The 19,829-nt window shown below is 70.8% G+C and carries 16 protein-coding genes; 1 reads left to right on the top strand and 15 read right to left on the bottom strand.

What is annotated here, in order from left to right:
• Nucleotides 1–298: 298 nt before the first annotated feature.
• Entirely contained in the window at nt 299–775 is a 477-nt protein-coding gene (locus tag OG819_RS58305; RefSeq protein ID WP_266658377.1) for a MarR family transcriptional regulator, read from the bottom strand.
• 90 nt (nt 776–865) lie between these two features.
• Between OG819_RS58305 and OG819_RS58310 the strand changes: the two genes are divergently transcribed.
• Nucleotides 866–1,894, top strand: coding sequence for an amidohydrolase family protein (locus tag OG819_RS58310; RefSeq protein ID WP_266650526.1), 1,029 nt, complete (start codon nt 866–868; stop codon nt 1,892–1,894).
• Nucleotides 1,895–2,432: 538 nt separating this feature from the next.
• Here OG819_RS58310 and OG819_RS58315 read toward each other — a convergent pair.
• From OG819_RS58315 to OG819_RS58380, 14 genes are all read right to left on the bottom strand, one after another.
• Nucleotides 2,433–3,401, bottom strand: a complete 969-nt coding sequence (locus OG819_RS58315) for a hypothetical protein (protein ID WP_266658380.1) — start codon at nt 3,399–3,401, stop codon at nt 2,433–2,435.
• A gap of 105 nt (nt 3,402–3,506) precedes the next feature.
• Nucleotides 3,507–5,006, bottom strand: a complete 1,500-nt coding sequence (locus OG819_RS58320; RefSeq protein WP_266650530.1) for a hypothetical protein — start codon at nt 5,004–5,006, stop codon at nt 3,507–3,509.
• Nucleotides 5,007–5,043: 37 nt separating this feature from the next.
• Nucleotides 5,044–5,667 (bottom strand): hypothetical protein, encoded by a 624-nt coding sequence (locus OG819_RS58325; protein ID WP_266658382.1) that lies wholly within the window; start codon nt 5,665–5,667, stop codon nt 5,044–5,046.
• An 87-nt stretch (nt 5,668–5,754) separates the two neighbouring features.
• Nucleotides 5,755–7,302: a ParB/RepB/Spo0J family partition protein gene (locus OG819_RS58330; protein WP_266658384.1), complete on the bottom strand. Its 1,548-nt coding sequence runs from the start codon at nt 7,300–7,302 to the stop codon at nt 5,755–5,757.
• Between the two features lie 167 nt (nt 7,303–7,469).
• Entirely contained in the window at nt 7,470–8,084 is a 615-nt protein-coding gene (locus tag OG819_RS58335) for a hypothetical protein (protein WP_266658386.1), read from the bottom strand.
• A complete protein-coding gene (locus OG819_RS58340; RefSeq protein WP_266658388.1) occupies nt 8,081–9,127 on the bottom strand; it encodes a hypothetical protein in 1,047 nt (348 codons plus the stop codon). The genes OG819_RS58335 and OG819_RS58340 overlap by 4 nt, the downstream gene beginning before the upstream one ends.
• Before the next feature lie 90 nt (nt 9,128–9,217).
• Nucleotides 9,218–9,832 (bottom strand): hypothetical protein, encoded by a 615-nt coding sequence (locus OG819_RS58345; RefSeq protein WP_266658390.1) that lies wholly within the window; start codon nt 9,830–9,832, stop codon nt 9,218–9,220.
• Nucleotides 9,833–9,932: 100 nt separating this feature from the next.
• A complete protein-coding gene (locus tag OG819_RS58350; RefSeq protein ID WP_266658391.1) occupies nt 9,933–10,829 on the bottom strand; it encodes a methyltransferase in 897 nt (298 codons plus the stop codon).
• A 132-nt stretch (nt 10,830–10,961) separates the two neighbouring features.
• The gene (locus OG819_RS58355; protein WP_266658392.1) at nt 10,962–12,131 is read right to left on the bottom strand and encodes a hypothetical protein; all 1,170 of its coding nucleotides are present in this window, start codon (nt 12,129–12,131) and stop codon (nt 10,962–10,964) included.
• 56 nt (nt 12,132–12,187) lie between these two features.
• Complete coding sequence (locus OG819_RS58360; RefSeq protein WP_266658395.1) at nt 12,188–12,994, bottom strand: LPD29 domain-containing protein; 807 nt, start codon at nt 12,992–12,994, stop codon at nt 12,188–12,190.
• Nucleotides 12,943–17,157, bottom strand: a complete 4,215-nt coding sequence (locus OG819_RS58365; RefSeq protein ID WP_266658397.1) for a DUF3560 domain-containing protein — start codon at nt 17,155–17,157, stop codon at nt 12,943–12,945. The genes OG819_RS58360 and OG819_RS58365 overlap by 52 nt, the downstream gene beginning before the upstream one ends.
• Before the next feature lie 122 nt (nt 17,158–17,279).
• The gene (locus tag OG819_RS58370; RefSeq protein ID WP_266658399.1) at nt 17,280–17,924 is read right to left on the bottom strand and encodes a hypothetical protein; all 645 of its coding nucleotides are present in this window, start codon (nt 17,922–17,924) and stop codon (nt 17,280–17,282) included.
• Nucleotides 17,925–18,044: 120 nt separating this feature from the next.
• Nucleotides 18,045–18,329 (bottom strand): hypothetical protein, encoded by a 285-nt coding sequence (locus tag OG819_RS58375; RefSeq protein ID WP_266658400.1) that lies wholly within the window; start codon nt 18,327–18,329, stop codon nt 18,045–18,047.
• Between the two features lie 70 nt (nt 18,330–18,399).
• Nucleotides 18,400–18,963 carry a hypothetical protein gene (locus OG819_RS58380; RefSeq protein WP_266658401.1) on the bottom strand — a complete coding sequence of 188 codons (564 nt, stop codon included), beginning with the start codon at nt 18,961–18,963 and terminating at the stop codon, nt 18,400–18,402.
• Nucleotides 18,964–19,829 lie beyond the last annotated feature (866 nt).

The following is a 19,829-nucleotide window of genomic DNA, read 5'->3' on the forward strand; positions in this document are numbered from 1 at the left end:
GCCATCCTGATCGAGCTGGAAGAGTCGTTGCTACGACGCCTGCTCCCCCCACCGGACGCTCCGAGCTCCACTGAGTGACAGATCGGGAACGGTTCCCGCTCCCGGAAAGTGGACGGGAGCGCCCAGTCACTCGTTTAGCGGTCGGTATGCCCGATCAGGGATGTCGGCACGCCGCGATGCCGGGATGTCGGCGTCGAGCCCGGAACTGGGTGGCCGCGATGAGCATCGCCTCGCGGCTGCGTGCCGCCCGCGGATCGCCGGAGTAGCTCACGTCGCTCCTTCTACGAGACGTTGTGTCTCAATGGGTGCCGGATCGGTTGATCTCTTCGACGACAGCGGAAAGCCTGCGCAGAAAGGAGACCAGCTGTTTCCGTTCGCGTGGACTGAAGGCGGCAAGCGCGCGAGTTTGCCGGGCGCGGCGCCGGGCCAGCATCCGGCGCAGGCGTGTGCGGCCGTCGCCGGTGAGGCTCACCAGCACCTTGCGCTCGTCCTCCAGCGAACGTTCGCGCACCACGACACCGGCGGCCTCGAGCTGCTTGAGCATGCGCGTCGCGGTGGGGATGGTGACGTCCGCGGCCGCCGCGAGCCTGCCAACCGGTTGCTCGGCCTCGTCGATGAGCGGCTCCAGCAGCGTCAGCTGTGGCAACGTCAGTCCCGCGTCCCTGTCCGCACCCGCCGATCGCGCCTTGCGCGCGACGAAGAACAGGTGCTGGGCGGCCTGAATGATTTCCTCGGCCTCAGCGAAGCTGGGCGGCGAGTTGCCGATCTTTTCCACGAGCAGTACTCTAGCAGAGCAGTAACTAGCAAGCTAACTATTTCGGACACAACTAATAGGCGTTGATGAGGACAGTCGGAGGTTGGCGACATGCCGGGCAAGATCGATGTTCACCAGCACCTGCTTCCGCCCCGCTACTTCGAGGCGCTGGCGGCGGCGGGAGATCGGGCGACGGGGGATTCGCAGGCTGTGGCTGGCGGGACGGCGCAGTGGAATCCGTGGGATGCGAGCGGCGGGGCGGCGGCGCGGCAGGGTTCGCGGACCGTTGGTGGCTGGCTGATGCCGGAGTGGGATCCCCAGGCGGCGATCGCGATGATGGACGAGGCGGGAATCGAGACAGGGATACTGTCGATCAGCGCACCGGGCGTCCACTTCGGTGACGACGCCGCGGCCCGCGAACTCGCCCGCGAACTGAACGACTACCAGGCCGAGCTGGTCAAGGAACAACCGGACCGCTTCGGGCATTTCGCCGTGCTGCCGCTGCCGGACTTCGACGGCGCGGTCGCCGAAGCCGTGCGGGCACTCGACGAGCTCCACGCCGACGGTGTGGTCCTGTTCTCGAACGCGCACGGGCGTTACCTCGGCGATCCCGCGTACGAGCCACTGTGGACAGAGCTCGCCGCGCGCTCGGCCGTGGTTTTCGTGCATCCCACCGCACCGCCGATCAAGCAGTTGCCGGGAATGCCCACTGCGCTGCTGGACTTCCCGTTCGACACCACGCGCACCGCAGTGGACCTCGTCGCGCACGGGGTGTTCGACCGGCATCCGGAACTGCGCGTGATCCTTTCGCACGCCGGCGGTTTCCTGCCCTACGCCGCGAGCCGATTCAGCGCCGCCGCGATATTCAACCCCGGCACCACACCGGAGAGCATCCAAGCGGGCCTGCGCAAGTTCTACTTCGACACGGCCTTGTCCGCGACACCCACCTCGCTGCCGTCACTCCTGGCGTTCGCCGAGCCGGGCCACGTCCTCTACGGCAGCGATTTCCCCTACGCACACCCGGAATGGCGCGCCCGCTTCGACCACTGCCTCGCCACCTACGACGGCCCCGGCGCGGAGCGGCTGGGCGAGGTGCACCGCTCCGCCGCCGAGAAACTCTTTCCCCGCTTGGCAAAATAGGGCGAAAGCGCCGGGCGGCCGCCAGGCGGAAGGCACACGCCTGCGCCCACGTCTCCGCATTCGCCGGGATCTCGTCGAGCAGCACCAGCCGGTTCAGCTCCAAGCTCTCCTCGTACGGGGTGAGTCGGCCGAACACCGAAGTGAGCACGGCGACCTGGGTCGGGATGCCCAGGGTGAGCACCCCCACCGGGCTGGTCTCAGGGGGCGCGGCGGTGTCGAAGAGGCCGTAGACGAAGCGGACGGTCCTCGACGAGCCGCTGTAGTGGTGGGTGCGCACGAAGGCCTTCGCCGTGTGAACCAGCTCGTTCGGCATCTCGCAGACGCGGTAGCGGGCGGGATCGAACCCGCCCTCGCTGGTCGGCCTCCAGCTGTGCCGGCGATGCCTCCACCGCTGGCAGACGGCGCCGAGATCGAGCGGGGGTTGCTCGTAAACAGACATCAGGGAGTGCCCCTCGGGTCGGTGAGTTGGTGAAGGAAGGCCGGTCCGGGGTTGCCGCCCCGGAGCGGTCGGCGGTGGGTCAGGTCGTGGTGGGGAGCATCAGCTGACGGGGTGCGTGCAGCACGTCCAGGACGCGTTCGCGCCAGCGCATCGCCCAGTGCACGCAGTTGGAGCAGCTCTTGTGCTTGCCCTCGCACTGGGGCAGCGGGTCGTTCCAGCGGGCATCGACCACGCCAGGGAGTCGGCGGAGGCCAGGTACTCGGCGCACGTCTCCAGCGCCTGGGTCTTCAGCCCGAAGCCGTGCAGGCGCAGCCCGGCGGCGGCCACCGTGGCGAGGACGGCCTGAACGTCCTTGACCGACTTGCGGCGGCACACGGAGCCGACCCCGACCAGCGGATAGTCCGCCAGCCGTACGCCGCGCCTGTCGTACAGGTCCAGGCAGGCTTCGTAGTCGCCCGGCCGCCATCCCTGCACGGTCGGGATGATGTCGACGCCGGGGTCCTCGGCCATCAGATCGACGAAGTTGCCCACGGTGCGGTCGATGTGCTCGCGCACCGACAGCCCGGTTTTGGCGATCATGTCGGGCTCGCACATCCAGTCCTGCGGACCGGCCCAGACCAGGCGGCCGATCCCGTCGCGGAACTGGCGCAGCTCGCGCACGTAGGCACAGGCGCCGATCGTCCAGCCGCCGTGGTTGTCGAGTTCGGAGAAGGCGCCCGAGTCGCACACCCAGGCCTCGGCGGCGCGCGGCAGCGTGACGCGGCCGGTCAGGGCGGAGCGCGAGACGCACATCGGAACGCCCCAGGTGGACAGCGACTTGGCGTGGTGTCCGCCGAGCCAGAACATCGGCCCCTCGGGCGGCGAGTCACCTGGGTGGAATCCGAGGCCGTACTCGCAGTGGCAGACGCAGCTGCCCATCGTGCAGAACCCGCAGTCCAGACACTGTTCGTGGTAGCAGTGACCGCAGGCGTAGCGGACGGCGGGTGTGCAGGTGCACGTCTCGGGATACGGGGCGTACACCGGCGGCGCCGGCATCCGATGGGTCGGGGCGGTGAGGACGGCGTTCACGGGGAAGTCCTTCGAGTTGGTGAGTGGGGCCGGTCCGGGGTTGCCGCCCCGGACCGGCGGTGGGGCAAAACGGCCAGCGCGTGTGCTCACGCGGTCGCGACCGCGTCAGGTGTCCGTGCTGAGTGGGTCGCCGCGGTTCCAGGGAGCGAGGACGGCCCGCAGCTCGCTGGCCCCGTGATCGCGTTCGTGTCGCGCGGCTGCCAGAAGGGTGAGGATCCGTTCGCCCTTGATGGCGGCCTGGTGGCGCAGCGGGCCCGCGGGGATCTGGTCGGGGAGCGTCACCCGCATCGTCCCCAGGTCGATCTGCAGCGTGACGGTGCGCACGAGGGCGCATCCCCGGTCCTGTCCGGCGTACAGCTGCAGCCGTGCTTCCACGCGGCGGTCGACGGGGGTGAGCACTACGTACTCGTTGCGCCAGGAGCGGTGTTCGACGTCGGGGGAGATCCGCACCCGTGCGGGAACCGTGCGGCCGGTGGGCACCATGCGGTCGTTGAGCGGGGCGGTGGGGTCCTTCTCCCGGCGGGTCACGTGCTCGTGGAACGGGTACCAGCCAGGCCCGTAGAACACGGCCTGGGCGTCCAGGACGTAGTGCCAGTCGCCGAGATCCAGCTTCACTCCGTAGATGTCGCGCTCGGCTTCGGCGGCGACGTAGAGGTTCAGGGGCGCCGTGACCGGGCGCGACATCAGGGCCGGGGCGAGGCAGGGGAACGCCGGCAGGTCGGTGGGCAGGAACGTCGTGCGGGTGTTCCCCAACTCCCCGGATACGAAGCGGCCCGTGCCCACCACCGTGCGGACCAGGCGGGGGACGGTGCGCTCGTGCGCAGTGACGCGGAGGGCGACGGCCGAGCCCTCTACGGAGATCAGCTCCTGGAAGTCCCAGTCCGGCCGGTCCGCGCACAGCCCGGTCTGCAGCGCGCGCAGGGTCCGGGAGAAGCGGCGGCCGAGCGGGTCTTCCGGGTCCCAGCGTGGGGCCGAGGGGAGGACCAGGGCGGCGGCGGGGTGCCACTGGTCGGACAGGACCTGCCACGGCCCGGGCGGCAGCAGCGCGGCGACCTGGCCGGCGAGGTCGCCAGCGTCGGTCAGCTCCCGCAGGACGGCGGCGGTGAGACGCGCGGTGGACGGCGCGTCCCAGGGACCCCCCAGGGTGAGGCTCAGCCCGCTGCCGGGGGCACCCAGGGTGACGCTGAGCCGCCGGCCCTCCAGCCAGGCCTGCGCGTGCCCGAATTGGACGAACAGCCCCGGCTCGCCGGGCTGTTGGAAGGGGGCGCCGGTGGTGAGCAGGCGCGCTACGGCCTCGCGGGGCGGGTGGGCGTCGCGGGCGTCGGGCAGGGCCGGGGCGTAGCGGGTGACCGCGTCCAGGATGCGTGAAACGGCGGGCAGCGGGGTGAAGGCGCTGAACCGCGCGGTGCAGATCCGGGCCGGTCCGGTGGGCGACGGCGCGGCCAGGGCCGCCTGGAGCGGCCCGTGCAGCTCGCGGGTGCGCAGGGTCAGCTGGTAGCCGCCGGGTAGGTCGGCGCGGACGCGCTCGCCGCCGCCGCGCAGCCGGTGTGCGACCACGGCGTCGGACAGGCCGTAGGTCGGTGAGACGGGCTCGAACTCGGACATGGCGCAGGCCTCCACGGGCGGCGGTGGGCGGTGTTGGTCAGTGGGTGATGCGGGCCCGGGCGCGGTCGGCCTGGACATGGACGGTGCCGGCGTGCGCGGCGGCGCGGACCTTTTCGGCCCAGTCGGCGGCGCGCTGGGCCAGTTCGGCGAGGCGCACGAAGGAGGCGTCCTGGTGCTGGCGGGCGCGGCCCATGAGCCGGGCGTGCTCGGCGGTCAGTTCCTGGGCGGCGTACGCGGCAATCGCCTCGACCCCGTGGCGGCGGGTGACGCGCCCGAAAGGGCAGGCGCCTTCCTCCTGCTCGATGACGGCGAGGTCGGCGGCGGGCCAGCCGGTGTCCTCATCGCGCGGACCGAGCCGGATGTCGAGCACGCACACCGCGTCTGGATCGTGCAGGCCGTCAGCCTGGTAGCGGATGTGCGGCCGGGGCACCGGGCCGGTCTGGCGCTCGGTGTGCGCGCGCCACAGTTCGGGGGAGGGGTCCTCCTCGTCCTGGTGGAGGCGGTGAAGGTAGGAGACCAGGGCGGGCAGCTGCCAGGCGGGGGAGCCGAACGGCGCGGCCGGCATGGCGAGACCGGCCCGGGCGATCAGGCCCGTGTGGTTGCTGACGGCGGCCTGGGCGACGAACAGAGAGGCGTTGAGGCGGAGTTCGGAGCGGAGCATGGCGAGGCCTTCCGGGCGGGCAGCGCGCAGAGAGGGAAGGGTGAGGGGGCCCGGGCCGGACCTGTCAGGTCCGGCCCGGGCAGCAGGTCAGGACGCGTCCTCGGAGTCCTCGGCGCTCACCGCGTCCGGGCCGTCCTCGTCGGCCTGGCCGTCGGTGTCGGCCGCGTCCGGCTCGCCCTCCTGGAAGGGCTCGTCCTCGACGATGGCCTGTTCGACGTTGGAGAGCGGGTAGCCGATCTCGGCGAGGAACGACAGCCACGTGCGGGCGTCAGCACGCATCTCCCGCAGCTCGTACACGGCCGAGCGGGCGGTGCTGTCGGTGCGCCAGGTCCGTACCTCGCCCATCCGCTTCTCGAACGTCGCGGCCAGCACCGCGAAGTTGAGCAGGGTGAGCTTGGCCGGGGTCGCCGACTTGGCGCGCTCGGCGGGCTGGTCGTAGCCGGTCAGCTCCTTGACCAGGTCACGGCGGCCCGCGTCGCCCACCCACTGAGCCACCGGCTTGGGGCAGGTAAGGAGCTGCTCGGTGATGAACGCGGCGAGCGGCTTCGGCGCGGTCTTGCGGCCGACCAGGTCCTTCAGCCACCCCTGCCGGGCCTTCTCGGCCGCGCGGTAGGCCTTGTTGCCCGCCTTGACGTACTCGCGCGACGGCTCCGACGGCTTGGCCGCACCCGCCGCCTGCGGCTGCTCCTCGTCCTGGTCGCCGTCCGCCTCGGGGGCGTCCTCCTGGGGCGGGTAGTGGCCGAAGCGCTCTGGGTCGGTGCAGAAGTAGTCCACCTCGCCGGGCTCGCGGGGGTTCTCGGCCCAGGTCGCCACGTGGCCGGGGCAGTCGGCGTGCGACTCGGCGCTCATGGGCTCGCCGTCCGGGCCGTCCAGCTCGCTGACCGGCTCGGCGGTCTGCGGAAGCGTGTCGCCGTCCTCGGCCAGCCGCACCCCGGCCGCCTGCAGCTGCGGGCGGACCTGCTCACGGGCGCGCTGCTCGGCGCGGTCGTCGCGCTCCCACTGCACCTGGAACTCGAAGCGGCCCTTGGCGTAGGCGTCCAGCAGCCGGTCAACGGCGGCGGAGTCGTCGTCGAACTCGCCCAGCACACCGAGCACTTCGAGGTCGAGGTCGTACGTACCGGCTTCGGCGAGTGCCGAACGGGTCCGCTCGCCGACCGACTTGGCGGTCTTCACCGCCTGGGACACGTCCCTGCGGGAGCGGCCGGTGAGCTCTGCCACCCTCGCCTGCTTCATGCCCGCGCCGACCGCGCCGAACAGGGCGTCGGCCTGCTCCAGCTCGGTCAGGCCCCGGCGGTAGTCGTCGTCGTTCTCGATGAGCTGGTCGATGAAGTCCTCGCCCGCCTCGCGCAGGGAGGGGTCGAGCACGTACGCGGGGACCTCGATCGCGTCCTGCTCCGCGTCGGTCTCCTTGGTGGCCCGGGCGGCGAAGTAGCGCCGGTGGCCCATCTTCAGCTCGTAGGCGTCCCCGCCGAGCGGGAGGACCACGACGGGGACCTTCACGCCGTTGGCCGCGACGGACTTGAGGAACTTCTCGTCCAGGTTGAGGTCCTGGCGGACGTTGAGGGGGTTGACGCTGATCTGACCGAGCTGCAGCGTGACCCGCTGCATCGGTGTCGTTGTTGCGGTGTCGCTCACGGATTGCTCCTCGTGCGATCGGTTGGTGTTGAGCAAGTTGCCGCTTGCTAATGAAATCAATTATACGCCATTCTGTCCGTGGGGCAACACCTTTTCTCTGGGGGAGTGCTGGGGGAACCGTGCTGGTCAGGGGCGCCTTTCGGGCGTGCGTGACTGAGGTGGGGCGGTCAGGTCTCGGTCACCGTCACCGGGGGCAGGCCCATGTGGGCGGCCCACGCGTCGGCGGCGGCGTGCAGGGTGCGGAAGCCGGTCGGCCAGATCGGGTGCCGGGCCTTCTGGGTCGCGTAGACGTAGGTGAACACCTGCGGTCCCAGGCCGTGAGCATTCCGCAGGCGGCCGGCCAGATGGGGGTGCTCGGGGCACCAGATGCGATAGCGGCCCAAGGCGTCGAGCCCGTCACGGAACACGTCGCCGTGCTCCAGATGGACGGCGACCGGCTCAGGCCGGGGCGGGGTGGCCCGTACCCCGCCTTTGGTTGGCGCGGTGGCGAACCCGGCCTTCTGGAGGTGGGCGGCGATGTCGGCACGTACCCGTAGCCAGGTGTCGCGGGCCGCTCCGGGCCTCGGCGGTTTGCCGAGGTGGCGGCCGATGAGCAGCGTCACGTGGGCGGTGCCGTCCTCGCCCGTGTGGCCGACGGACACGGCCACCTGTTCGCCGGTGAGCTGCTGGCGCTTGAAGGCGGGGAAGCGGCTCGGGGGCAGGGCGTGACGGGTGGCGCGGACGTACCAGGCCGGTGCCCCGGGCCGGTAGGGGCAGCGGTGGCGGGCGGTCGGCGTGCTCATCGCGCGGCCTCGTCGGCATCGTGGGAACGGCCGTCCGGGGCCGGTGCGGTGTGCCGGATTGCCTCGCCGTAGGCCTTCATGACGGCCTTGGTCGCCTCGTCGTCGACGTAGCGGAAGGTGACGATGTTGAGGCCGTCGCCGAGAACCTGCGCGGTCACACGCTCGATGGTCCCGCGCTTTTGGTACTCGACGATCGGGGACGGTTCGGACCGGGTGGCCTCGGCGCCGGGGACCAGCGACACGAGGCGATCCGCCATGGCGGCCCGGGCTTCGGCGTGCTGGCGGGCTTTGTCGTTGGCCGCGAGCACCTTCGGGTAGGTCTCGTCGTAGACCGGCAGTTCGCGCGGCGAGCCGGGGCGGTGCCGGGCGGGCTGCTCCTCAGGTGAGCTGGGGCCGTGGTCGGCCGGGGCGGGGCCGGTGGGCGACGGGGCGGCGTCCTGCTCGGCCACCATCGCCGCGTGCACCTCGAGCGCCGTGCCCAGGGCCGCGACCCTCCCGGCGTCTCCGGCGGCCTGCGCCTCGGCCCGCTCCTGCTCGAACTCGTCCCGGATCTGCTCGTGGCTGTAGCCCTGGGCGAGCTTGACGCGGACGGTCTTTCCCACGAGATCGACCGCCAGGGCGGGCAGATGACCGGGCAGGCGGTTCCCGTCCGGCACACCGGATGCCCGCGCGTGCCGGGCGAGCGTGCGCGCGGCGCTGCGGTCGTGCGTGCTGGTCGGTCCGGCGGCCTGGTGCGCGTGGCGGGTGCCGGGCGCGGCGGTGGGGGCCGCGGGAACCTCGGCGGCCGGCTCGTCGTCCGCCGGGGTGGCGGGCTCCTCGGCGGTCAGGACGTAGAACCGGTTGGAGTGAACGTGAACCGTCCACTTCTGCCCGGGGGCGTCCTCGGTGAGCCGGGCGCGCGGCTTGCTCTCCCATGCCTCGAAGGCGGCTGCCGGGTCGACCGGCACCATGTTGCTGCTGTCGGAGTCGTAGGCGTGGCAGGTGCGAACTGCCGTGCGGATCTCCGCCACGCGCTTGGTCCAGTTCCGGCGGATCGTGGTCATGGTGCGTCCTCCTGTGTCGAGTGGTGCCGGATGAGTTGCCGCTCAATCCGGTTGGGGGCCGGGCGCCGTGGTCGGCGCCCGGCGGGATGGTCAGGCCCTGGCGGCCGAGTCGGCGGTGCGCAGGGCCTCGCGGGTGGCGTCCAGCAGCGGTACGGAGATGCCGCCCGCTTCCAGGTCGGCGGCCGTCATGCGGCCTGCCTCCAGGTCGCAGAGCAGGTTCCCCAGGCACACCGACAGGGCGCCGAGCTCGTAGCGCAGGCCGTGCGGGGTGACCGTGCGTGCGCCCACCAGGAACCCGTGCCCGTCATAGGGGGCCGCGTTCACCAGGTCGCGCACGGTCGGGTAGTCGTCGGAGGTGGACCACCGGAAGCGGTTTGCGCGCAGGAAGGCGACCATGGCCCAGCTCATCCGGAAGACGCCCGGCTTGGTGGCGTCCCCCTCCTCGGCGGCTTCGACCAGAGAGTCAACGCGCCCGATATGGCTCCAACCGGAGTTGGCCTGGGTGGTGTTCTTCCTGTGGACTTCGGCGTTGCGCAGTTCCGCGTACGTGCGCATCACGGTGGTGTCGCCGGACGGGTGGCGCTCCTCGCGCCTCGCCACGCTCTCGACCAGCCAGACCGGTTCATGGCCGGGCCGGTAGATGCCGAACTCTCTCCGGTCGAAGACCAGCATTCCGGCGGTGATGTCGTGTCCGTAGGCGCCCATGGGTGGCTCCGTCTCTGCTCAGGGTCGGTCGGCGGCCGGTGAGTTGCCGCTCACCAGTAAAATCAATAATACACCTTCATGGGGGTTGATCAATCCCCTTTCAGAACAGGGTGTCCCCGCCGCCGTCGCCGAACCCGGCCGGCTGCGCAGCCTTGGGCGCTGCGCAGGTGCGCGGGGCCTTCGGCGTGCGCGGGCGGGCGGCCAAGGCTTCCTGCTCCGCGCGCGCGGCCTGCTCGGCCTGGGCCTCCAACTCGTCCTCGTCGCGGTTGTGCACCACGATTTCGACGGCCGGTGAAGCGTCGCGCCACTGGTCGCGGAAAAGGTCCGTGGGGATGCCGGGGTTGGGGCGCAGCTTGATCCCGGTCTCGCGGTGGAAGCGCTCGTACGCGGGCGAGTCCTGCGAGACGAATCCGGTCTCGATGCGGAACGGGGCGGATTCCCTCGGGATGATGAACGCTCCCCGCCGGGCCAGGGTTTCGGCGACCGCGATCACGTGGAACTCGAACAGCGGTCCCCGGTATCCGGGGGCGTTGGAGCTGCGCTTGATCCGCCCGAACGGCGGGTTGCTGATCGCGCAGTCGAAGGGACCGAGGTTCATGCCCGGGACGTCGAGCACATCGGCGCAGATCCACTGGGCCTCCGGCAGGATGCGCCGCCCTACCTTCACGTACTCCGGGTTCTTCTCCACGCACACGATCTCGCGCGGCGGCAGACGCTCCCAGCGCCGGTTCCAGTAGTCGCGGGCGTGCCAGGCCAGGCGTCCGATGCCCGCGCACAGGTCGATGATGCGGTCACCCGGAACCACGTGGTGGAGTTCGCCGGCGAGCTCGGCCGGTGTGAAGAACGCGCCGTCCAGGGTGCGGCCCATGTTCGCGGACTCGTGGAAGTGGTCGAGAACGAATTCCCGCTCCTCTTCGGTCAAGTCCCGTTCCATGTCGACCAGTTCGCGCGCCCGGTTGTGCTGCTTGGTCTGCTCCTTGCTGAGCTTTCCGGCCATGGCATGCCGCCTTTCGCGGTGGTGTGGGGGAGCGGTCCTGACGCGGTTGTCCGGACCGCTCCAGGGCGGTCGTGAGTTCGATGGGGAGTGATGGCTACGGCGGCCGCGCTGCGCGCCAGCAGGAGGCGTTCGTCAGGTGTCGGTCGGCGGCTGGAAGCTGCTGCAACGGCCCCACCCGCGCGCGGGGTCGTGCTCCGTCTCGTACCAACCGCACGTCCCGCACCGTGGCCCCCATGCCTGGGGCGGGGCGGTGGGTTCGGCGATGTACACGTCTGCGGACTTCCAGGGGAAGCCTCGCGGGGCGAACCTCACGGACTCGTCCGGCATGAGCAGTGCCCAGCCGTCCGGCCAGTCGATCGGGCCAGGGCGCGTTGCTTCGGAAACTGCCTCACGGACGGCTGCTTGCGTCCAGACCTGCGGAAGGCGGCCGTGTCCGGTGACCCGGTACGCGTCAGCCGTGATGTACCGCTCCGGGTGGGTGATGATGACGCCGGAGTCGCGATCCGGCGTGAACGTGATCGCTGAATGCCCGTTGGTCTGGCGGTAGATGATCGTTTCGTCGTCTGTGATGGCGGCCTGGCTGGACAGCCAGAATCCGAGTGATCCGCCGAGGAAAGTGCGCACCGCGTCGCCGCTGAGGTGAGGCCGACCGTATCCGGGGGCCTCCCGCACGGGGATGCCGGTGTCGTCGTGGTGGATGGTCTGCGTGTACCGCGCGTACATCCGCGCATCGCGGACCAAGATGCGCGGACGGGGCGCGCCGTCGTACCACTGCGGCAGCGGCACAGTCTCCAGCTCTGTACCCGGCAGCGGACTGCCGGGTTGGATCCATCCCGCTTCCTTGCCCGCTCGGCACATGGCGGGCGCGTCACGCACCCACGCGAGGAATTCACCGAAACCGCCGGCATAGCGGCCGTTGCGCTCGGACACCTCTCCCCAGTAGCTGGAGCCGTACCAGACGCACCGGGCGGTGAGTTCAGCGACCGTGGCCGGCGTCGGGAATGCACCGGTCAGGGTGATCGTGCGTACGGGGGCATCTTCCACGATGCCCTGGGAGGTGACGGTGACGTCCCACCCGTTCGCCGTCGCTGCCTCGACCAGCGTGCGCGCCCGCGTGGGCAGCTCGGCGACCTCGGCGGCGGACGGTGCGGCGGGACGGGCCGCGGGGGTGTCGCCGGTCGGCTCGACCCTGGGGCCGGCTCCGCCGTCCGTCTCCCACGCCTCGACGGTGCCCGGGTCGGAGACGGCGGCGCCCGGGTCCGGGCGATCGCCGGTGAGCTGAGAGGGGAGGTGTGTGGACATGGGGGCTCCGCTCGGTGGGCCGGGCGCCGGGGGCGCCCGGCCGGTCGGGTGTCGGTTCAGGCGGTGGGGGTCGGCTCGGGCTGCGCCGTGGTGACGGTCAGGTTCTCGGCGCGCAGGTCGGCGGCGACCGCGTCCATGAACCCGGTGTCGGCCTGCTGGTCACGGCTGCCGGGGGCGTACCAGTACTGGTTCTTGCGGTGCCACTTGAAGCTGTGGCGCTTGAGGACCTCGGCGGCGCCGTCGCCCAGGCGCGTACCGGTGACCGTCGTCCCGTCCTCGTTCGTGTGCTGGAGCGCGAGTCCCTCCGCGCCCTCGTCGCCCTGCTCGCGGGCGTTCGCCGGACGGGCGGCCTGGGCGGCGGCCTGTTTCTTGGCGGCGGCCCAGCGCTGGGGAAGGACAACGTCACTGGCGATCTGCCACATCTGCTGCGGAGCCCAGTTCTCCTGGATGACGTGGCCGTCGACGACGCAGGCGGCGAACATGCCGCTGGTGGGGGGCTCGGTGCCGTCGTGGGCCTCGGACCACAGGACGGCGGCGGCCTTCAGGGCGTCGTCGGAGACGTCCCGGTGGGTGTTGATGCCGTCGACCAGCGGCTTACCGGTGACCTTCCGGCCCTTGACGGTGACGGTGACCGTGTTGTCGGTGGACTCGTAGCGGTCCTCCATGCCGTTGAACTGCGCGCCCTGCATGGGGCGGGTGTGCTCCTCGACGTCGGCCGTGGAGGGGCCGTCGGTCCAGTAGACGGAGATCCACGCGGAGCCGGTGCCGGTGCCCTTGCGCACGCTGAACTTCACGCCGGGGAACGCGCTCTTCAGGCGGTTACGGAGCTCGGCGGCCACGTCCTTGGTGTCGATGTAGTCCATGCCCTGTCCTTCTGCTGCGAGTTGGGTTGGTGGCGGGTGGGTTGCCGCTCACCCGCAAAATCAATAATACGCTCTCGCTGGGGAGGGTTCAACGCTTCGTCCGCATCAGTCGGCGAACCCGGTGTCGGGGCGGGCTCCGGGGTGATGTCGCGCGGGTCGGCTGGGATCGCCTCGCCCGCCAGGGCGGCCCGCATCTGCTCGGCCGACATGCGCCCGCTCACCTCGTTGTAGGGGAGCGTGTAGGTGCTGCCCTTGTGCCGGGTCTCAGCCGTTGCCGCGCGGGTGACCACGCGGCATCCGTCGACGGCGCCGACGGTGCCGCCATCAAACGCGGCGTGGATGTGCGGCACGGTCGCCGTCTTGGCGTTGACCCGGGTCACCTCGTACCAGGACCCCCGCCACCGCACGAAATCACCCTTGATGAAGTCGGCCCGACCCCACACCTTGAAGCCGCGCCGCTCGGCCTCCTTGATGGTCTCCGCCCAGTACGTCAGCTCTTCGTCGTACTCGGCCAGACGGCGCGTCAGCTCCTCCCGGCGCGCCTCGGACGGCTGGCGTCGCCACACATCAGCCGTACGGCCCTTGTCGTCAACGCCGTCCCGCTCCCGCAGGACGCCGCGCCGCTCCGCCTCCAGCTTCTCGATGCGGCGCAGCGTGCGCCCGGGGTTCTTCCGGTACCGCTCGTAGGCGTCCGCCGCCGCCGCACGGGATGCCCAGTAACCGGCCCGCTCGCCCTCGGCGATGCTCTTACGCATCGCGTTGTGCATGCGCTCCTGGTCCCGGCGGGCGCGCCCCTCCGAATGGTGGCCCACCAGGATCGGCTGACCCATCCAGAACCGTTCGCCGATCCGGTCCGAGGCATCCCGCGCCGACTGCGAGGATGCCGCCGCACGTCCGGCCCGGTCCGCGAACCGCTCCGTCCGCTCCTCGGCCGCATCCACGCGGGCGGCTTCCCGCTCCGCAAACGACATGCCCTCTTCGATCACCACAGCGCACGACAGGCCGAGTGCGCGCACCGCGTCCGCAGCCCGGTCGATCTTCCACCGGTCGGCGCCCTTGTAGCGGCTGCCCCGGATGAAGATTCCCGGGTTACGCCGGTAGGTCCAGCCCAGCGGGCGCAACGCTTCCCACACCCCGTCACCCTTGGCGGAGCCCTCAACAGTGGTGCCGTCCTCGTGGGTGTGCCGGATGACGATGTCCGCCGCCTCGGCCCCCTCCTCCGCTTCCACGATGTCCCCGGGCAGGGTGAGCGCGCGCAGTGCCGCCGGAGAGTGCCCCATGACCCGTGCGGCGCACTCGGCGCAGCGCGGAGCACAGCCGGGCACGTCCCACAGCAGCACCCCGAACCCGCCACACGTGTTTGCCGCCGCGCAGTCACCGCGCCCGGCAGGCTTCGCCCAGTCGATCGGCATAACCGCCACAGCCGCCGCGACGGGGGCCGGTGTGTCGACGCCCGGCACCGTGCCGCCCTCTGCCTCCCACACGTCCGCCCCGGACGGGTCGGACACCACGTCAGCCGCCCGCGCGGACACCTCGTCACGGGGCGCCGGCGGGGGGAGCTCTCCGCCATCATCCCGCGCGAGCGCTCCGCCCTCGCCCTCCCACCCGTCCATGCCGCCGGGGTCGCTCACACCCTCGGGGGCAGGCGCCGAGCTGCTCAGCGCGACCCGTGCGAGCGTGCCCGGCTCCGCCGCATGCTGCACCGTCGACAACATCGACGGATCTTGGTGCTTGCCCGACCGGCCCACCCGGACCGGCGCCGACCACAACGGGGTGCGCTTGCCCGTCACCCGCCGACCGGTAACCCACACCGCCGAACGGTCCTCACGGAACACCCCGCCGTCCCACACCGCGAGCAACTCATAGGCGAGCGGCTCACCGTTCTTAACCGCGACACCAGCGACGCGCACCGTCACCATGCCCCCGTCAGTGCTGCGCTGCATGGCCACCGTCCACCCGTTGGCCATGGCCGTTTCCGCAAACGACACGGCAGCCATGGGCAGCCACACCCCGGGCGCCGCCTCACTCTCCGCCACGACGTCCCCCACCGTGGCCCACGTGGCGAGCGTCTCGCTATCCAGGGGCGAGCCCTCCGCCGGAACCCTCGGAGCCTTCCACGGCTTGACGTCCAGCCCCTTGACCGAGGCGGACGCCTGGCCCTTCTCGACCCCGGCCGTACGTCCGTGCGTCTTCTTCGACGGGAGGTCACGGCCGATCAGCGCGCGGCCTTCATCCCGCGCGGCCACGGCATCGGCCAACAGGTCAACGAATGCCCGACGCTGCTCGTTCGCTTCCCCGTGCCTCACGTCCGGGTTCACGTCGACGTCTGCGGGATGCTCGAACATCACCGCCGTACCGCCATCGGCAGACACCCACGCCCCACGGCCGGCCGGAACATCCCCGGACACGGCACGCGCCAGGAACGCACGCGCTGACTTCGACCGGCGCCCCGGTTCCGCCGCCTCCACCTCCAAGCCGGACAGCTCACGCTCACACCGCCGGACCGCATCCCGCGCACCCATCCGCCGCATATCCGCCGCCAACGACGCCTCACGGGCACGCTCCGACCACCCGCCGGACGTCTCGTAATGCACCACCACTCGCTCACCCAGCACACCAGCCGACCGGCGTACTTCCTGGTGCAGGTCGTACGCATCCCGCCGCCACGCCGCGCACGTCTCCGCGTGCTCCTCCGCCACCGTCAGCCGCTCACACGCCACGGTCAGCTCACGGCGCGCACGCTCCGTCAGCCACGCCCGCGACACTCGCACCGTGCCCTCATACGGGCCACGGAACGCCACCGGGAATACCCCACCACCGTTGCCGTGGCAGATCACCGGCAGCACCTCAACCGCGCCCCCGTCGGTCTCCCACCCGTCCACCCCGCCGGGTTCCGACACGACGTCGGGCAATACCGCCGGACGCTCCACCACGACCGGCACACTGCGCTGGGCAGCCTCCGGGGCAGTGTCACCGGTCGGCCCACCCTGGGGAGCGTCGCCCGTGGCCGGTGCGCCGACCGGCGCACCCTCGCCCGCTACCTGAGCCACAACCCACACGCCAGACTCCGGCGTCGAGTAGTCGACGTGCACCCGGGCGTGACCGCGGCCCGGAACGTCGCCGATCACCTCGGCACCGTCGACCACGCACGCCCCGGACCCATCGAGCCGCACCCGGACCACACGCACCCAAGAGCCACGGCCCGGAACGTTCACCAGAGACCCAACGGGCAGCGTGACGCGCGAGTCTCCCTCGACCTTGCGAGGCTCCCCGAGTGCGTACCCGCCATCGATCCGGGCAGCCTCGGCGCGCTCACGCTCCCTGTCTGCCTCGCGCTCGGTCCACAGCTCCGCCTCAGTCGCATACTCCGCGCACGCGAATACCTCACCCGCACGCCGCGCGTCCGACTCCGCAGCGTCCGCCAGAATCCGGGCACGCTCCGCGCACTGCCCCGCGTACTCGGGGTCATCCTGGGGGTTGCCCCATGCGTCGTACCGGGCGCGGGACGCGCACACGTCTGCCCGAATCGACCGCCGATCAATCCGCCGCAACGCAGAACGAACCGTGTCCGACTCAGCGTCCGGCAGACCGTCGACCGGCCGCACGTCGTACGCCCTGCGGGTATGACGGGCAACGTGCGCCGTGACCTCGTACGCCTCACCCGCACGCGACGCGTGATCATCCGCGATGCCCGCGAACGCGCGGCACTCCGCCGCCGCAGCCTCCGCCGTCACGGGCGACGCGTCCCGCTTCCCGTACACCGACATGGACAGGTCCGGGCGGGTCGGCTCTGTGCGGGCGGTGGGGGCCTCGGAGGCCACCAGGTCGCCGACGGCGCGCCATGCGATGCCCTCGGCGGCCTGCTGGCCGTAGCGGTGCAGGGTGGCGCCGTCCCAGCGGTAGCCCCGGGCGGTGAGCCGCCACACGCAGCGCAGGACGGTTTCCCCGGCCTCCTGGCGGGCGGTGAGCACCAGGGCGCAGTGTCCGGGCTGCGTCTGGACGGTGGCGGTCCATCCGGCCGTTTCCGCGCGGGCGGTGAGCGGGGCCAGGTTGCGGGGCAGGTCGGCGGTCGGGGCGGTGGGCGCCGGCACTTCGGCAGGGGTCGGGGCCGGCTCCTGGGCGTGGGTGCGCGAGCTGCTGGCGGGCTGCGTGGTCGTGGTCATGGCGGATCACTCCTGGTCGGGTTGGTGCCGGGTGAGTTGCCGCTCACACCGGGAGGCAGGGCAGGGGGAGGCAGGGGCGTTCCCTCCGGGCCGGTCGGGTGACCGGCCCGGAGGGGTGGTGCTCAGTTGCGGCGGTTCGGGGGCCGGTTGTCCCGGGGCGCGGTGTGGCTGGCGCTCTCGCCGTGCGTCGGGGCCTGGTCCGGGCGGGGCACCCGTTCGGCCTGCCGGTACTCAACGCCCGGTTCCGGGGCCAGCGGTGCGCCGGTCTCGGTGTCGACGGTGTACGCCTGTCGGATGTCCTCGGCGGTGAGCGGCCGAAGCCAGAAGTTCCGGACCCTCCAGCCGCGTACGAACTCCGACCCGTCGGGGCAGAAGGTACGCACGACCAGTCCACCGGTGGCGCACCCGACCATGCCAGCCGCGAGCACAGCGCACACCCGCATGGATGCGGCCTCGTTGATGATCAGGGCGTCTCCCATCACCGTGAGTTCCTGGCCTTCGGTGACGTCGCCGTGCGGCGTGCTGGCGCTGGCCACCATGTGGTGTGTCCCGTCGCCGAGAACGGCGTTCAGGAGGGACAGGTACGCGTCGGCTGCGCGGTCGAGCAACGCGTGTGCCGTGTCGGCGGCGGTTTGCATGGCCTCGTCCGTCACGGCTTCGCTGACGGGTGCGGGGGTCCACCGCATCGCGTCCATGCCGAGATCCTCGCTCGGGTCATCGTGCTGACCTTCAAGGCTCTGCCGTACGTGGTCGTCGTACTCGCTCATCGTTCCCCTGCCTTGGGTTGCTGAGTTGGCGGCGAGTGAGTTGCCGCTCACCCGCAGAATCAATAATACGCTCTCACGGGGGGTGATCTCAACCCACAATCACCCCCCAGACGTGGCGAGTTACGACGACTTCACCGGCGTCACTGTCGTACGGAAGAACGCGTTCCGGGTGAGGCTGAACGCAACGCGCTTCGTCTCGCCGGTGCTCTCACGCTTGCCGTAGATCTCGACGTCGGTCAACTCGTCTTCCTCGTAGGCCACTTGCAACACCGTGCCTTCCCACACCTCCGGCCACGGGGCGGGCCGGTTCGCGGTCCTCGGGCGGGCGTAGGCGGCCAGGCTCCGGGTGGGGCGGCGCTCGATACGCACGCGCTGCCCCTGGCTGATCGGTCCTGTGGCGGTCATGGTGTCCCCTCTCTGGTGGCTGTGCCTGCGGGAGGGTGGGGCGACCGGCGGTCGCCCCACCCTGGGCGTGTCACTGCGTCCGGCCTGCCCGCTGTTCCTCGGCGGCCGTGGACAGCTCGTTGACCCCGTGGCGCGTGTGGTCGGCCCGTACGCGCGCGGCCACCTCGTCGGCGGACGGCAGTCCGAACCCTCCGTCACGGGCGAACATGTCGTACGCCTCGCGCCACCCGCGAACCTGGCATTCGACCGCGTCCCGAGACGCGCACGCGATTGTCAGACCCCCGACGGTGACGGACAGTGCGCCGATTCCGTCGGGGCTCACTGCCGCGCTGCGGGCCCGAATCTTGGCGCGGCGGGGCGCGTCGTCCAGAATCACAAACGAATTGATGGTGAGTTCGGGTTCACGCAATTCGCCTGCGTCGACCTGCTCGGGGAAAATCCTGTCGAGCATTTCGGCGGCCTCGCACCAGCCTTCCCACCAAACGCGCGCGCCGGTAGGGTGCCTGAATTCGATGATGGCTGTCGGAATCTTGAGTAGGGGAATGAGCGTCAGACCGATGGATGCATTGGTCTCGTGCTCTCCAGCAATGTGGATCGTGAGTCGGCTTGCCGCCTCAACGGTTTCGGTGTCCAAGGGGGCTCCTCGGGTTGGTGATTGAGACTCAGTCAGGTTGCCGCCTGACTACGAAATCAATAATACACTCTCTGGATAGGGGAGGCACCCGAAACGCCCGAACCTGCAACATCTCTTGCACCTTCTCTTGCGGCTACTCCTGCGCCTTCTCTTGCAACATCTCTTGCGCAAGCCTCTTCGGGATGGTCGGCATATCCGCAGGTCAACCAAGGGTTCCGCGCATGGTTGGGGGTCTGACATCCCCTCTGCTGCCACTTGTCCCGCGCCGGTTGAAGGATGAGTGAGGAATGGGGGCGGGGGCGGGTCGGGCGGCGGCGTCGGGGATTGGGGCGTCCTGGTGTGTGTTGCGCGACGGCGGGGCCGTCGCGCTGCCCCCGGGGTGGTTGTCCCGGGGTTGGGGTGAGGGCCGGTGCTCCGGCCTCCTGCCTGGTGTCTCCCTTACCCCCTGGGGTCTCCTCTCTCTTCCTTTCTTCTGTCTGGTCCTGCCGGAGGCAGGCTCAACCCCTCACCTCTCCCAGGGGGTTCGGGCCCCGGAGGGGCCCTATTTCCCTTTCCCGGTATTCCGTGGTTTACTTTATTCCACGGAATACAATCAAATAGGCTCGCCTGTAAGGGAATCGGAGATTCCCCAACCCTCACCCCGGACAACGAATATGACGAACTCTCAACTAAACCCCCGTCAACCCACAAACAAAACCAGCCCATTTCCGTTCCGGAGGAACGCAAACAATCCCATTCGCTGTTCGTTCCGGAGGAACGCACGTTATGGAATGGCCGGAGGCCAATTCCATAACGCCCCGCCGGAGGCGGGCAATTCGCGCGGGGACGCGCGAAACGAGCGTAGCGAGTATTCGGCTGCCGGAGGC

Origin of the sequence: Streptomyces sp. NBC_01549, assembly GCF_026339955.1 — a bacterium.
Classification (GTDB): Bacteria; Actinomycetota; Actinomycetes; order Streptomycetales; family Streptomycetaceae; genus Streptomyces.

Bases quoted from the DNA above. Each gene is read 5' to 3' on its own strand.
- OG819_RS58310 (WP_266650526.1), top strand. From the start codon at position 866: ATGCCGGGCAAGATCGATGTTCACCAGCACCTGCTTCCGCCCCGCTAC.
- OG819_RS58320 (WP_266650530.1), bottom strand. From the start codon at position 5,006: ATGTCCGAGTTCGAGCCCGTCTCACCGACCTACGGCCTGTCCGACGCC.
- OG819_RS58325 (WP_266658382.1), bottom strand. From the start codon at position 5,667: ATGCTCCGCTCCGAACTCCGCCTCAACGCCTCTCTGTTCGTCGCCCAG.
- OG819_RS58335 (WP_266658386.1), bottom strand. From the start codon at position 8,084: ATGAGCACGCCGACCGCCCGCCACCGCTGCCCCTACCGGCCCGGGGCA.
- OG819_RS58340 (WP_266658388.1), bottom strand. From the start codon at position 9,127: ATGACCACGATCCGCCGGAACTGGACCAAGCGCGTGGCGGAGATCCGC.
- OG819_RS58345 (WP_266658390.1), bottom strand. From the start codon at position 9,832: ATGGGCGCCTACGGACACGACATCACCGCCGGAATGCTGGTCTTCGAC.
- OG819_RS58350 (WP_266658391.1), bottom strand. From the start codon at position 10,829: ATGGCCGGAAAGCTCAGCAAGGAGCAGACCAAGCAGCACAACCGGGCG.
- OG819_RS58355 (WP_266658392.1), bottom strand. From the start codon at position 12,131: ATGTCCACACACCTCCCCTCTCAGCTCACCGGCGATCGCCCGGACCCG.
- OG819_RS58360 (WP_266658395.1), bottom strand. From the start codon at position 12,994: ATGGACTACATCGACACCAAGGACGTGGCCGCCGAGCTCCGTAACCGC.
- OG819_RS58365 (WP_266658397.1), bottom strand. From the start codon at position 17,157: ATGACCACGACCACGCAGCCCGCCAGCAGCTCGCGCACCCACGCCCAG.
- OG819_RS58370 (WP_266658399.1), bottom strand. From the start codon at position 17,924: ATGAGCGAGTACGACGACCACGTACGGCAGAGCCTTGAAGGTCAGCAC.
- OG819_RS58375 (WP_266658400.1), bottom strand. From the start codon at position 18,329: ATGACCGCCACAGGACCGATCAGCCAGGGGCAGCGCGTGCGTATCGAG.